The sequence below is a fragment of the Pseudomonas sp. S8 genome (assembly GCF_050473925.1).
Classification (GTDB): domain Bacteria; phylum Pseudomonadota; class Gammaproteobacteria; order Pseudomonadales; family Pseudomonadaceae; genus Aquipseudomonas; species Aquipseudomonas parakoreensis.
In genome coordinates this window covers 4,834,572-4,849,049 of the sequence record NZ_JBFDVZ010000016.1, presented here as the reverse complement: position 1 = coordinate 4,849,049, position 14,478 = coordinate 4,834,572, and the positions used below count along the sequence as shown (strand labels likewise).

The 14,478-nt window shown below is 61.9% G+C and carries 9 protein-coding genes; 8 read left to right on the top strand and 1 reads right to left on the bottom strand.

The genetic code is table 11. The annotated features are described in order from the left end of the window. Window positions 1-50 precede the first annotated feature (50 nt). The 8 genes from betB (at window position 51) to yccS (ending at window position 13,556) form a co-directional block, all read left to right on the top strand. Window positions 51-1,523, top strand: a complete 1,473-nt coding sequence (gene betB, locus AB1J88_RS22985; RefSeq protein WP_047297082.1) for a betaine-aldehyde dehydrogenase — start codon at window positions 51-53, stop codon at window positions 1,521-1,523. 236 nt (window positions 1,524-1,759) lie between these two features. Further along, on the top strand, window positions 1,760-3,463 hold the full coding sequence (gene betA, locus AB1J88_RS22980; protein WP_086793597.1) for a choline dehydrogenase: 1,704 nt from the start codon (window positions 1,760-1,762) through the stop codon (window positions 3,461-3,463). Between the two features lie 283 nt (window positions 3,464-3,746). Further along, the gene (locus AB1J88_RS22975; RefSeq protein WP_108184046.1) at window positions 3,747-5,189 is read left to right on the top strand and encodes a TldD/PmbA family protein; all 1,443 of its coding nucleotides are present in this window, start codon (window positions 3,747-3,749) and stop codon (window positions 5,187-5,189) included. After that, complete coding sequence (locus tag AB1J88_RS22970; RefSeq protein WP_430292044.1) at window positions 5,189-6,526, top strand: TldD/PmbA family protein; 1,338 nt, start codon at window positions 5,189-5,191, stop codon at window positions 6,524-6,526. Before AB1J88_RS22975 ends, AB1J88_RS22970 begins: the two co-directional genes overlap by 1 nt. A gap of 201 nt (window positions 6,527-6,727) precedes the next feature. Next, window positions 6,728-8,167: a multidrug transporter subunit MdtD gene (mdtD, locus tag AB1J88_RS22965; RefSeq protein WP_414904076.1), complete on the top strand. Its 1,440-nt coding sequence runs from the start codon at window positions 6,728-6,730 to the stop codon at window positions 8,165-8,167. A 332-nt stretch (window positions 8,168-8,499) separates the two neighbouring features. Next, a complete protein-coding gene (dbpA, locus tag AB1J88_RS22960; protein WP_430292714.1) occupies window positions 8,500-9,837 on the top strand; it encodes an ATP-dependent RNA helicase DbpA in 1,338 nt (445 codons plus the stop codon). Window positions 9,838-9,985: 148 nt separating this feature from the next. Then, window positions 9,986-11,164, top strand: a complete 1,179-nt coding sequence (locus AB1J88_RS22955; protein WP_430292043.1) for an NAD(P)/FAD-dependent oxidoreductase — start codon at window positions 9,986-9,988, stop codon at window positions 11,162-11,164. 208 nt (window positions 11,165-11,372) lie between these two features. Continuing rightward, window positions 11,373-13,556, top strand: coding sequence for a YccS family putative transporter (gene yccS, locus AB1J88_RS22950; RefSeq protein WP_430292042.1), 2,184 nt, complete (start codon window positions 11,373-11,375; stop codon window positions 13,554-13,556). Window positions 13,557-13,683: 127 nt separating this feature from the next. Here the strand turns inward: yccS and AB1J88_RS22945 are convergent, their stop codons facing one another. Then, on the bottom strand, window positions 13,684-14,421 hold the full coding sequence (locus AB1J88_RS22945) for a substrate-binding periplasmic protein (RefSeq protein WP_047297090.1): 738 nt from the start codon (window positions 14,419-14,421) through the stop codon (window positions 13,684-13,686). Window positions 14,422-14,478 lie beyond the last annotated feature (57 nt).

Below are 14,478 nucleotides of genomic sequence, written 5' to 3'. Positions count from 1 at the left end.
GTTTCAGCGCGGTGGTCGACGCCAACCACTAATGCACTTGCGAGGACACTATGGCCCGTTTCGAACTGCAAAAACTCTACATCGATGGCGCGTACTCCGACGCTGGCAGCGATGCCACTTTCGAAGCCATCAACCCGGCGAACGGTGAAGTCCTCGCCAAAGTGCAACGTGCGACCAAGGAAGACGTCGAGCGTGCCGTGGTCAGCGCTGAAAAGGGTCAGAAAATCTGGGCCGCGATGACCGCCATGGAGCGTTCGCGCATCCTGCGTCGCGCCGTCGACATCCTGCGCGAGCGCAACGATGAACTGGCTGCTCTGGAAACCCTGGACACCGGCAAAGCCTTCTCCGAAACCAAGTACGTCGACATCGTCACCGGTGCTGACGTGCTGGAATACTACGCAGGCCTGGTGCCGGCGATCGAAGGCGAGCAGATTCCGCTGCGCGACACTTCCTTTGTCTACACCCGTCGCGAACCGCTGGGCGTGGTTGCCGGTATCGGCGCGTGGAACTACCCGATCCAGATCGCGCTGTGGAAATCCGCACCCGCCCTGGCCGCTGGTAACGCGATGATCTTCAAGCCAAGCGAAGTCACCTCGCTGACCACCCTGAAACTGGCCGAGATCTACACCGAAGCCGGCCTGCCAAACGGCGTGTTCAACGTCCTGACCGGCAGCGGCCGTGAAGTCGGCACCTGGCTGACCGAGCACCCGCGCATCGAGAAAGTTTCCTTCACCGGCGGCACCGACACCGGCAAGAAAGTCATGGCCAGCGCTTCGGCTTCGTCGCTGAAAGACGTGACCATGGAACTGGGCGGCAAGTCGCCGCTGATCATCTGCGACGACGCCGACCTGGATCGCGCCGCCGACACCGCAATGATGGCCAACTTCTACAGCTCCGGTCAGGTCTGCACCAACGGCACTCGCGTATTCGTACCGAGCCACCTGAAAGCCGCGTTCGAAGCCAAGATTGTCGAGCGCGTCGCGCGCATCCGCATCGGCAACCCGGAAGACGAAAACACCAACTTCGGGCCACTGGTCAGCTTCGCCCACATGGAAAGCGTGCTGGGTTACATCGCCAAGGGTAAAGAAGAAGGTGCTCGCGTGCTGTGCGGCGGCGAGCGTCTGACCGACGGCGAATTCGCCAAAGGCGCCTTCGTTGCACCGACCGTGTTCACCGATTGCACCGACGAGATGACCATCGTCCGTGAAGAAATCTTTGGCCCGGTGATGGCGATCCTCTCCTACGAGACCGAGGAAGAAGTGATCCGCCGCGCCAACGACACCGACTTCGGCCTGGCCGCCGGTATCGTCACCAAAGACCTGAACCGCGCACACCGCGTGATTCATCAACTGGAAGCCGGTATCTGCTGGATCAACGCCTGGGGCGAGTCCGACGCAAAAATGCCGGTGGGCGGTTACAAGCAGTCGGGCGTGGGCCGCGAAAACGGCATCAGCTCGCTGACCAACTACACACGTATCAAATCGGTACAGGTCGAGCTGGGCGATTACGTCTCGGTGTTCTGATCTGACTCAGAGTCTGGATGGGGCCTTTGTGGTGAGGGGATTCATCCCCGACGGGCTGCGAAGCAGCCCCCATCCAGACCCTGCAACTCTCCAGACAGAACTCATTCGCTGGCTTTACGACTGCTGCGCAGCCGGTCGGGGATAAATCCCCTCACCACAGAGGATTCTCTCCTCACCACTGGTTTTGCAGCGTCCCGGCGATCTTGACCTGACCAACCTCTAAGAGGGTGCATTCAATGTCCCAAGAATTCGATTACATCATCATCGGTGCCGGCTCGGCCGGTAACACCCTGGCGACCCGTCTGACTGAAGACGAAGGCGTCACCGTGCTGCTGCTCGAAGCAGGCGGCCCGGACTACCGTTTCGACTTCCGCACGCAAATGCCGGCCGCGCTGGCATTCCCGCTGCAGGGTCGTCGCTACAACTGGGCCTACGAAACCGATCCGGAGCCACACATGGACGGTCGCCGGATGGAATGCGGTCGCGGCAAGGGCCTCGGCGGTTCCTCACTGATCAACGGCATGTGCTACATCCGTGGCAACGCGATGGACTACGACGGCTGGGCGAAACTGCCAGGCCTGGAAGACTGGACCTACCTCGACTGCCTGCCGTACTTCCGTAAAGCGGAAACCCGTGACATCGGCCCGAACGATTACCACGGTGGCGACGGCCCGGTCAGCGTGACCACGCCGAAAGCCGGCAACAACCCGCTGTTCCACGCCATGGTTGAAGCCGGCGTGCAAGCCGGTTACCCGCGCACCGAAGACTTGAACGGCTACCAGCAGGAAGGCTTCGGCCCGATGGACCGCACCGTGACGCCGAACGGCCGTCGTGCTTCCACTGCCCGAGGCTACCTCGACGTCGCCAAAAAACGCTCGACCCTGACCATCGTTACCCACGCCCTGACCGACAAGATTCTGTTCGAAGGCAAGCGCGCGGTCGGCGTGCGTTATCTGGTCGGCTCGGCGGAAGAGCGCGTTGAAGCCAAAGCACGCAAGGAAGTTCTGCTGTGTTCAGGCGCCATCGCTTCGCCGCAGATTCTGCAGCGCTCCGGCGTCGGCCCGGCAAAACTGCTGGAAAGCCTCGACATCCCGGTCGTCCATGACCTGCCGGGCGTCGGTGAAAACCTGCAGGATCACCTTGAACTGTACCTGCAATACGCTTGCACCCAACCGGTCTCGCTGTACCCGTCGCTGCTCTGGTACAACCAGCCAGCCATTGGTGCCGAGTGGCTGTTCAACGGCACCGGCATCGGCGCCAGCAACCAGTTCGAAGCCGGCGGTTTCATCCGTACTCGCGAAGAGTTCGAATGGCCGAACATCCAGTACCACTTCCTCCCGGTGGCGATTAACTACAACGGCAGCAACGGTGTGAAAGAGCACGGTTTCCAGGCGCACATGGGTTCCATGCGTTCGCCGAGCCGTGGCCGCATCCAGGTCAAATCCAAGGACCCGCGTCAGCACCCGAGCATCCTGTTCAACTACATGGCCACCGAGCAGGACTGGCAGGAATTCCGTGACGGCATCCGCCTGACCCGCGAAATCATGCAACAGCCTGCGCTGGACGCCTTCCGTGGCCGCGAAATCAGCCCGGGCATCGACGTGCAAACCGATGAGCAGCTGGACAAGTTCATCCGCGAGCACGCCGAAACTGCGTTCCACCCGTCCTGCTCGTGCAAGATGGGCACCGACGAGATGGCGGTTGTGGATGGCGAAGGCCGCGTGCACGGCATGCAGAGCCTGCGTGTGGTCGATGCTTCGATCATGCCGATCATCACCACCGGTAACCTGAACGCGCCGACGATCATGATGGCCGAGAAAATCGCCGACAAGATCCGTGGCCGCAAGCCACTGCCGCGTAGCAATGCTGCCTACTACGTGGCTGGCGGTGCGCCGGTCAAAGGCAAGCCAATGCGTGATATCACGCCTGTTGCCCAGTAAGACTTGATACCGCGTCACGGCTAATCGCTGGCAAGCCAGCTCCCACAGGGTTTTGCGTCGTTCACAGATATTGTGGTCACCGAGAAACCTGTGGGAGTCTGGCTTGCCAGCGATGAGGCCCTGCAAATCAGCATCCATCTCCCTGCTGCACAGTAAATCCTCCTACACCCCCTCTTCACTTGATCCTACCCCCACGCAGGCCTACTCTAGACCTCGCGCAATCGTTTCACCCCTCCCCGCCGAATCGCTTCACCCCGCCACTCCATAACAAGGAGGTTCCCGAATGTTCGATTTCCACCCCCAGCTCAAGCAGCGCTTCGCTGCCTTGCGCACGGGCGCCGAGTTTTTTTCCCTGCGGTATGTGCGCGAGTCCGGCCAGTACCTGTCGGTGCGCAAGAACGTCGCCGAGCCGCCCAGCCTGAGCCGTGACGAGGGTGCGATGCTCACAGTGCGGGTCAACGGCGTCGAGGCTTACGCGGCGACCAACGACCTGTCGCAGCAAGGCCTGCAAGCCGCCCTGGAGCGCGCCGAACAGCAGGCCCGTCGGCTCAAGCCCCACGCCTTGCTCGACCTGCGCGATCAGCCGGTATCCAGTGACCGCGCTGATTACTTTTCACCCAATCTCGATCAACCCTTCCCGTCCCTGAGCGAATGCTTCGAGCTGCTCGGCGCGGAATCCGCCGCGGTGCCAAAGGATGAGCGCCTGGTGCATTGGCAAGCGAGCATCGGCATCACCCACGTCGAACAGATTTACCTGAGCAGTGCCGGCGCCGAATTGCGCCAGGCCCAGCGCTTCGTTTATCCAAGTTTCGATGTCACTGCCTACGACGGCCACGACAGCCAGACCCGCTCCCTGGGCCGCGAGAACTTCGGTCAGCAGGGTGGCGCCGACGTGATCAGCCGTTGCGGTCTGGTCGGCGCCGGCCCGCAAGTGGCCGATCAGGCCCTGCAACTGCTGCTCGCGCCAAATACCCCGCAAGGCCCGCGCGATCTGTTGCTGATGCCCGATCAGATGATGCTGCAGATTCACGAGTCGATCGGTCACCCGCTGGAGCTTGACCGGATCCTCGGTGACGAGCGCAATTACGCCGGCACCAGCTTCGTCAAAACCAGCGACTTCGGCAGCCTGCAATACGGCTCGAAGCTGCTCAACGTGACCTTCGATCCGGACATTCCCGAAGAGCTGGCCAGTTACGGCCACGATGACGACGGCAGCAAGGCCAGCAAACAATTCCTGATTCGCCAAGGCTTGTTGTTGCGGCCATTGGGCGGCGCACTGTCGCAGTTCCGCGCCGGCCTCGACGGCGTTGCCAACAGCCGCGCCTGCGGCTGGAACCGGCCGCCGATCGACCGCATGGCCAACCTCAACATCGAGCCGGGCGATCAGTCGCTGACGCAACTGATCAGCGGCATCGAGCATGGCATTCTGATGAGCACCAACCGTTCGTGGTCGATTGACGATGCGCGCAACAAATTCCAGTTCGGTTGCGAGTGGGGGCAGTTGATCGAGAACGGTGAACTCAAGGGTGTGGTGAAAAATCCGAATTACCGAGGCATTTCCGCGCAGTTCTGGAAGAGTCTGCGCGCGGTCGGCGATGCTGGCACCCGTAAAGTGCTGGGCACGCCAAACTGCGGCAAGGGCGAGCCGAACCAGGTGATCCGCGTCGGCCACGCTTCGCCGGCCTGCGTATTCAGCAACGTTGATGTGTTTGGGGGAGACGCCTGATGAGCATTTCGAAGAGTCAGTCCGACGCCTTCAAGGTCATGGTCAATTGGCTGCGCGACAGCGTGCGCGAGCCGGAACAATTCACCCTCAGCTATGCCGCCGAATCCTCGGCGTTCGTGCGTTTCAATCACGCCAAGGTGCGTCAGGCCGGTCAGGTGCAACAAGCCGACGTCGGGTTGAAGCTGATCAACGATGGCCGCCATGCCGACCTGCACATCACCCTGTCCGGTGATCAGGAAGCCGACCTGCAGCGCCTCGCCGAAGGCCTGCAACAACTGCGCGAAACCCTGCCGCTGCTGCCACAGGATCCGTACCTGCTGCTCAACCACAACGGCTGGCAGAGCAACAACGTGCAGCAACATCCGCTGCCGGACACCGAGCAAGTGGTCGAGGAAATCTGCACCGCGGCTGAAGGTCTGGATCTGGTCGGCTTCTATGCTGCCGGCCCGATCAGCCGTGGTTTCGCCAGCTCCTCGGGAGCGTTTGGCTGGCATCAGGCCAACAGCTTCAACTTCGACTTCAGCCTGTTCCACGAAAACGGCGAAGCGGTCAAGGCCAGCTACGCCGGGCACGAATGGAGCAGCGAAGGCTTCGCCCGGCGCTTCCAGCAGGCGCGCGAGCAACTGGCGTTTCTCGGTCGACCGTTGCGCACCCTCGCACCGGGGCAATACCGGGCGTACCTGGCGCCGGCCGCACTGGAAGAAATCATGGGCATGCTTAGCTGGGGCGGTTTTTCCGCACAGTCGATCGCCAGCAAGAGCAGTCCGCTGCAGAAGCTGTATGTCGGTGATCAGGCGTTCAGTCCGCTGGTCTCGCTGGATGAGCAAGTCAGCGGATCGTTGAGCCCGGCGTTCTCCGGCGAGGGTTATCCGCGCAGCGATCTGCGGCTGATTGTCGAAGGCAAGGCCGGTGATCAACTGGTCGGCTCGCGCAGTGCCGCCGAATACGGCCTGACCGCCAACGGCGCCAGCGGCGGTGAAATGCCGAGTGCACTGAACATGGCGGCCGGTGATCTGTCACAGGCAGAAATTCTCAAGCAGTTGGGCACCGGGCTGTACATCAGCAACCTGTGGTACCTGAACTACTCGGATCAACCGGCGGCGCGCCTGACCGGCATGACCCGCTTCGCGACCTTCTGGGTCGAGAACGGCGAGATTCAGGCGCCGGTCAGCACCATGCGCTTCGACGACAGCGCCTACAGCCTGCTGGGTTCGCAGCTGGAAGCACTGACGGCCGAGCGTGAGTTGCTGCTGTCGGCGAGCACGTACAGCCAGCGCAATACCTCGTCGGCGTTGCTGCCGGGGGCGCTGGTGAGCCGATTGACCTTGACCCTGTAACTGAAAACCTCCAGTACCCCCAAGGATCAAGTGCTGGAGTGGACCCTGTGGCGAGGGGATTTATCCCCGATGGGTCGCGTAGCGGCCCCGCTTTTAAAATCAAATGCAGGGGACTGCTGCGCAGTCCATCGGGGATAAATCCCCTCACCACAGGGTTTCTTCACGACAAGCCATTTGGATTAACCACCCACCCGAGGTTCCATGCCCACACGCCCGCCTCTCGACGCCATCACCGCCCGCTGGTTGCCGTGGGTCGTCGCCATTGCGTTCTTCATGCAGTCCCTCGACGGGACCATTCTCAACACCGCCCTGCCGGCCATGGCCCGGGATCTGGCCGAAGACCCGTTGCGCATGCAAGGCGTGGTCATCGCCTACATGCTCACCGTGGCCTTGCTGATTCCGGCCTCGGGCTGGATCGCCGACCGCTTTGGCACCAAGAAAATCTTCTTCGGCGCGATCCTGCTGTTCAGCATTGGCTCGCTGCTCTGTGCGTTATCGAGCACTCTGACCATGCTGGTTGGCGCGCGGGTAATCCAGGGTCTGGGCGGCGCATTGATGTTGCCGGTCGGACGGCTGGTGGTGCTGCGTGCCTATCCGCGTTCGGAACTGGTGCGGATCATGGGTTTCATCACTATTCCCGGCCTGCTCGGCCCGCTGATCGGCCCGACCATGGGCGGCTGGATGGTGCAATACCTGACGTGGCACTGGATCTTCCTGATCAACCTGCCGGTCGGCGCCATCGGCTGCTATGCGGTGTGGAAGTTCATTCCCGACCTGCGCGGCAGCGAACGCACGCGCTTCGACAGCCTCGGTTTCCTGCTGTTCGGCGCAGCAATGATCCTGATCACCATCGCCATGGAAGGTCTGGGCGAACTGCACTTGCCGCACCTGCGGGTGATGTTGCTGCTGTTCGGCGGTCTGGCCTGCCTGGCGGCGTACTGGCTGCGCGCCGGGCGTGTGGAAAATCCGCTGTTCGCCCCATCGTTGTTCAAGACCCGAACCTTCGCGGTTGGAATCATCGGCAACCTGTTCGCCCGCCTGGGCAGCGGCGCCCTGCCGTTTCTGGTGCCGTTGCTGCTGCAAGTGGCGCTGGGTTATTCACCGTCGCAAGCGGGGATGAGCATGCTGCCGCTGGCCGCTGCGGCGATGTTTGCCAAGTGGATGGCGCGACCGCTGATCGAACGCCTCGGCTATCGCATCGTGCTCACCGGCAACACCCTCGCGCTGGGGATCATGCTGGCGAGCATGGGTCTGGTCAGCGAGCAGACGCCTTATTGGCTGCTGCTGTGCCTGCTGGCGGTTCTCGGCGCGATCAACTCGCTGCAATTCACCGCGATGAACACCGTGACGCTGATCGACCTCGACGACGCCAGCGCCAGCAGCGGCAACAGCTTGCTGTCGGTGGTGGCGCAGTTGTCGCTGAGCCTGGGCGTGGCCTGTGCCGGCGCCTTGCTGGGCGGCTTCACGGCGGAGATCGGCAACGACGGCGTCGAGACCGTGCTGGGGGCTTTCCAGCTGACGTTTGTGACCGTCGGAGTGATGGCAATGCTGGCGGCGACGATCTTCTCGCAACTGTCGAAAGAAGACGGTCGCCGGGTCAAACGCCCGGATGAACATCCCGACGAACACATCGAACACTGAGCTTGAATTGAGCAGTGAAGGCCCTGTGGTGAGGGGATTTATCCCCGATGGGGCGCGAAGCGCCCCCTAGAAAGGTTGAATGCGATCAGCCTGATGTACTGAAGTGACAGATTCTGGGGCTGCTGCGCAGCCCATCGGGGATAAATCCCCTCACCACAGAGGAATCCACTCACCACGGTTGAACCCTCTCGCCTCGGGATTCAGGCACTGTTCGTCCAGAACTTTCGAGGAAAGTGGCACGGGGCTGCTACACTGCGCGACATTTTGTTTTGCAGGCCAGTCCCGTGACCACCATCGCCACCGCTTTTAATACTCTGCCGCTGTCCGCCGCCATGCTGGCTAACCTCGAATCCCTCGGTTATGCCCAGATGACGCCGATCCAGGCGCAGAGCTTGCCGGTGATCCTCAAGGGGATGGACCTGATCGCCCAGGCCAAGACCGGCAGCGGCAAGACCGCCGCGTTCGGCATCGGCCTGCTCAACCCGATCAACCCGCGCTACTTCGGTTGCCAGGCGCTGGTGATCTGCCCGACCCGTGAGCTGGCCGACCAGGTCGCCAAGGAAGTCCGGCGTCTGGCCCGTGCCGAAGACAACATCAAGGTCCTGACCCTGTGCGGCGGCGTGTCGTTTGGCCCGCAGATCGCTTCGCTGGAGCACGGCGCGCACATCATCGTCGGCACCCCGGGGCGTATCCAGCAACACCTGCGCAAGGGTTCGCTGGTCCTCGACGGCCTGAACACGCTGATCCTCGACGAAGCCGACCGCATGCTCGACATGGGCTTCTACGACGCGATCGAAGACATCATCGAGCAGACCCCGGCGCGTCGTCAGACCCTGCTGTTCTCCGCCACGTACCCGGTGGGCATCAAGCAATTGGCGTCGAAATTCATGCGCGATCCGCAAACGGTGAAAGCCGAAGCGTTCCACGACGACACGCAGATCGAGCAGCGCTTCTACGAGATTTCCCCGGAAGAGCGCATGAGCGCAGTGACCAAAGTCCTGCACCACTTCCGCCCGGCCTCCTGCGTGGCGTTCTGCTTTACCAAGCAGCAAGTGCAGGAAACCGTCGACCACCTGACCGCCAAAGGCATTTCTGCCGTTGGCCTGCACGGCGATCTGGAACAGCGTGACCGCGATCAGGTGCTGGCAATGTTCGCCAACCGCAGTACTTCGGTTCTAGTCGCCACCGATGTCGCCGCTCGTGGTCTGGACATCGATGCGCTGGACATGGTGATCAACGTCGAACTGGCCCGCGACTCGGAAATCCACATTCACCGCGTTGGCCGTACCGGTCGCGCTGGCGAGAAAGGCATCGCGGTCAGCCTCGTCGCACCGTCCGAAGCGCATCGTGCGCAAGCCATCGAACAGTTGCAGAAGGCTCCGCTGAACTGGGATCAGGTCGACAACCTCAAGTCCCAAGGCGGCGCCCCGCTGCAGCCACCGATGAGCACGCTGTGCATCGCTGGCGGGCGCAAGGACAAGGTGCGTCCGGGCGACATCCTCGGCGCACTGACCGGTGACGCCGGCATCCCGGGTGCTCAGGTCGGCAAGATCGCGATCTTCGACTTCCAGTCCTATGTGGCCGTCGAGCGCACCGTGGTCATGCAGGCGCTGCAGCGCTTGAACAACGGCAAGATCAAGGGCCGTTCGCTGCGCGTGCGCGTCCTTTAAGAACAACGCACACCCCCTGTAGGAGCTGCCGCAGGCTGCGATCTTTTGACTTTGTTTTTAAAGAGCAAGGTCAAAAGATCGCAGCCTCGTTTCACTCGACAGCTCCTACAACAGTTGGTTTTGTGGTGATATTTCAGAGGACACCGTTTTGCGCTCTACCGAAGTCGTGATCGTTGGCGCTGGCGCCGCAGGGTTGATGTGTGCACTGACCGCCGCCGGGCGTGGGCGTCAGGTGCTGCTGCTTGACCATGCGAACAAGGCCGGCAAAAAAATCCTGATGTCCGGTGGTGGCCGCTGCAATTTCACCAACATGTACACCGAGCCGGGCAATTTCCTCTCGGGTAACCCGCATTTCTGCAAATCGGCACTGGCGCGCTACACCCAGTGGGATTTCATCGGCATGGTCGCCAAGCATGGCGTGCCCTACCACGAGAAAAAACTCGGCCAGCTGTTCTGCGATAACAAATCCAGCGACATCCTCGGCATGCTGCTCGACGAGTGCGATCAGGTCGGCGTGGAGCTGCACCTGGACACCTCGATCCAGACCATCGAGAAGGTCGAAAGCGGTTACCTGCTCGACACCACCCTCGGCCAGGTTCAGTGCCAATCGCTGGTGATCGCCACCGGCGGGCTGTCGATCCCGACGCTGGGCGCCACCGGCTTCGGGTATCAGGTCGCCAAACAGTTTGGCCATGAACTGCTGCCGACCCGCGCCGGCCTGGTGCCGTTCACCATCACCGATCAGCTCAAGGAACTGTGCACCGAGTTGTCCGGTACGTCGGTGGATTGCCTGGTCAGCTGCAACGAGCAGAGCTTTCGCGAGAACATCCTGTTCACTCACCGCGGCCTCAGCGGCCCGGCGATTCTGCAGATCTCGTCGTTCTGGGAGCCGGGCGACACCGTGGAGATCAACCTGCTGCCGGATCACGACACCGCCGCATGGCTGCAACAGCAAGTGGCCGAACGCCCGAACAGCGAACTGAAAACCCTGCTCGGGGAAATCTTCACCAAGAAGATGGCCAACCTGTTGGCGGACAACTGGTTCGTCTCCAAACCGATGAAGCAGTACACCCACGCCGAACTGGCGCAGATCGCCGACAAACTCGGCAGCTGGAAAGTTGTCCCGGCCGGCACCGAAGGCTACCGCACCGCCGAGGTCACGCTGGGTGGCGTCGATACCCGCGAAGTGTCGTCCAAGACCATGGAATCGCTGAAAAGCCCGGGCCTGTATTTTGTCGGCGAAGTGCTCGACGTCACCGGGCATCTGGGCGGTTTCAACTTCCAGTGGGCCTGGGCCTCCGGCTACGCGGCTGCGCAGTACGTCTGACTGAAACAACACTCCCCTGTAGGAGCTGCCGAAGGCTGCGATCTTTTGATCTTAAAACAGGATCAAAAGATCGCAGCCTTCGGCAGCTCCTACAGGGGTAGCGGGCAATCAAGGAACACTTTTTGCTGTCAGATGTGATCGGCGCCATTGCGTCGGCGTCATTACTGGCTCAATTTAGCGGCATCGCCTCGGAAGGCCTTCGCACTTCATGTCCTCGACCTCGTTTCGTCAGTCTTTGCGGCGCCTGTGGGCGCTGGATAAATTCAGCTACAGCGTGCGGGTGTTCATCGCCCTGACCGGCAGCATGGCGCTGTGTTGGTATCAGGATGAAATGGGCTTGCTGATCCCGTTGTTCCTCGGGATTATCGCCAGCGCCCTGGCCGAGACCGACGACAGCTGGCAAGGCCGCCTCAATGCCCTGGCAGTGACACTGGTGTGTTTCAGTATCGCCGCGCTGTCGGTGGAACTGCTCTTCCCCTACCCCATCGTATTTGCCATCGCCCTGGCATTGGCCAGCTTCGCCCTGACCATGCTCGGTGCGCTCGGCGAGCGTTACGGTGCGATTGCTTCGGCAACGTTGATCCTGTCGGTCTACACCATGATCGGCGTGGATCAGCGCGGCGGCGCGGTCACCGATTTCTGGCACGAACCCATGCTGCTGGTGGCCGGCGCGGCGTGGTACGGCCTGCTCTCGGTGCTGTGGCAGGCGCTGTTTTCCAACCAGCCGGTGCAGCAGAGTCTGGCGCGGCTGTTCCGTGAACTGGGCTTCTATCTGAAGCTGAAAGCCTCGCTGTTCGAGCCGATCCGTCAGCTGGACGTCGAAGCACGACGGCTGGAACTGGCGCAGCAGAACGGTCGGGTGGTGGCGGCGCTGAACAGTGCCAAGGAAATCATCCTGCACCGGGTCGGCAACGGTCGCCCGGGCTCGAAAGTCAGCCGTTATCTGAAGCTGTACTTCCTCGCCCAGGATATTCACGAACGCGCCAGCTCTTCGCACTATCCTTACAACGCGCTGGCCGAGGCGTTCTTCCACAGCGACGTGCTGTTCCGCTGCCAGCGCTTGCTGCGCCAGCAGGGCAAGGCCTGTCGCGCGTTGGCCGAATCGATCCAGATGCGCCAGCCGTTCGTCTACGACGCCAGTTTTGCCGAAGCGCTGACTGACCTCGATGCCTCTCTTGAACACTTGCGCATCCAGAGCAACCCGGCGTGGCGCGGCCTGCTGCGTTCACTGCGCGCACTGGCAGCCAACCTCGGCACCCTCGACCGTTTGCTCAGCGACGCGAGCAACCCCGACGCGCTGGCGGATGCCACCGACAGCAGCCTGCTCGACCGCTCGCCGCGCAACCTCAAGGACGTGTGGATTCGTCTGCGCACGCAGCTGACACCGACCTCGTTGCTGTTCCGCCACGCCCTGCGTCTGCCGCTGGCATTGAGTATCGGCTACGGCATGGTGCACCTGATCCACCCCTCGCAGGGCTATTGGATCATCCTCACCACACTGTTCGTCTGCCAGCCGAACTACGGCGCAACGCGGCGCAAACTCGGGCAGCGGATTCTCGGCACCGCCATCGGTCTGACCATGGCCTGGGCGCTGTTCGATCTGTTCCCCAGCCCGCTGGTGCAGTCGTGCTTCGCCATTGCCGCCGGGGTGGTGTTCTTTACCAACCGCACCACGCGCTACACCGTGGCGACGGCGGCGATCACGATCATGGTGCTGTTCTGCTTCAACCAGATCGGTGATGGCTACGGGCTGTTCCTGCCGCGCCTGTTCGATACCCTGCTTGGCAGCCTGATCGCCGGCCTGACGGTGTTCCTGTTCCTGCCGGACTGGCAGGGTCGACGCCTGAACAAAGTGCTGGCCAACACCCTGACCTGCAACAGCATCTACCTGCGCCAGATCATGCAGCAATACGCCGCCGGCAAGAGCGATGACCTCGCCTATCGCCTGGCCCGACGTAACGCGCACAACGCCGACGCGGCACTGTCGACGACGCTGGCGAACATGCTGATGGAGCCGGGGCATTTCCGGAAGGAAGCGGATGTCGGTTTCCGCTTTCTGGTGCTGTCGCACACCCTGCTCAGCTACCTGTCCGGGTTGGGCGCGCATCGCGAAACGCAACTACCGGCGGAAGTCCGCGAACACCTGATCGACGGTGCTGGAGTGAAACTGGCCGCGAGCATCGATGAAATCGCCCAGGGCCTGGCGAACAAGCAGCCAGTGGCGATCCAGAGCGACGACGAGGAAGCGCTGGCCAATGAGCTGGAGCAGATGCCCGACGAGATCGATGAAGGGCAGCGGCTGGTGCAGACGCAACTGGCATTGATCTGCCGGCAGCTGGGGCCGTTGCGCACGTTGGCGGCGCATTTGATCAAAGACACCAGCGAGGCTTAAGGTGACCGGACTGGCCCCATCGCTGGCAAGCCAGCTCCTACATGATTTGTGTACACCGCAATACCTGTGGGAGCTGGCTTGCCAGCGATGAGGGCATCAGCAACAACGCAACTCCGGGATCAGATGCTCACATCCCATGCTGCCTCAGCAACTTGTCATAACTGCCATCCGCCTTCATCGCCGCAATCGCCTTGTCGAACCCGGCCACAATCTGCTCATGCTCGGGGTTCTTCAGGCTCACCAGAATATGCAGGCTGTTCTCGCTCAACGGCTTGGGCAGGAACTCCACGGCGTTGCGTACCTTGGGTGATTCGCGCGCCAGGTAATAGCGTGCGACATACTCATCTTCCAGCGTCAGCTTGACCCGATCCGCCGCCAGCATGCGCACCGCCATTGCAAAGTTGTGCACCGGTACTTTCTGCAACGCCGTGTCGGCATCGAACGCCTGCGAGTAGGCATAACCGCGCACCACCGCCACCGGGTAGGTGTGCAGTTGCTCCAGGCTGTTGTATTCGAGCGGAGTGTCCTTGCGCTTGAGAAAGCGGATGCGGTTGAGCAGGTATTCGCCAGAGAACTGGCCGATCCGGGTGCGCTCGTCGTTGTACCAGGCGTTGACCAGCACGTCGTATCGTCCTTCGCCCACACCCAGCAGTGCCCTCGCCCAAGGTACCTGTTCATAGTCGCTGGCATAACCGGCCCGCGCCAGCGCGGTGCTGACGATGTCGGTGGCCAGGCCACCGTTGACCAGGGTGTCGTCGGTAAAGGGTGGCCAGATATCAAACACCAGTCGCAGCTTGTCCGCAGCGGCGGGTTGGGCCAGCAAGAGCAGTCCGATCAAGGCAAAGGCTCGATGCAGTCGCGGCATGCTTGAAAATCCTTAGCGGGCGGTTGGCCCGGCGTGTTTTCCAGTCAAAACCCCAAG

Coding starts and splice junctions, on each gene's coding strand:
- betB (WP_047297082.1), top strand. CDS start 51: ATGGCCCGTTTCGAACTGCAAAAACTCTACATCGATGGCGCGTACTCC.
- AB1J88_RS22975 (WP_108184046.1), top strand. CDS start 3,747: ATGTTCGATTTCCACCCCCAGCTCAAGCAGCGCTTCGCTGCCTTGCGC.
- yccS (WP_430292042.1), top strand. CDS start 11,373: ATGTCCTCGACCTCGTTTCGTCAGTCTTTGCGGCGCCTGTGGGCGCTG.
- dbpA (WP_430292714.1), top strand. CDS start 8,500: ATGCTGGCTAACCTCGAATCCCTCGGTTATGCCCAGATGACGCCGATC.
- AB1J88_RS22945 (WP_047297090.1), bottom strand. CDS start 14,421: ATGCCGCGACTGCATCGAGCCTTTGCCTTGATCGGACTGCTCTTGCTG.
- AB1J88_RS22970 (WP_430292044.1), top strand. CDS start 5,189: ATGAGCATTTCGAAGAGTCAGTCCGACGCCTTCAAGGTCATGGTCAAT.
- mdtD (WP_414904076.1), top strand. CDS start 6,728: ATGCCCACACGCCCGCCTCTCGACGCCATCACCGCCCGCTGGTTGCCG.
- betA (WP_086793597.1), top strand. CDS start 1,760: ATGTCCCAAGAATTCGATTACATCATCATCGGTGCCGGCTCGGCCGGT.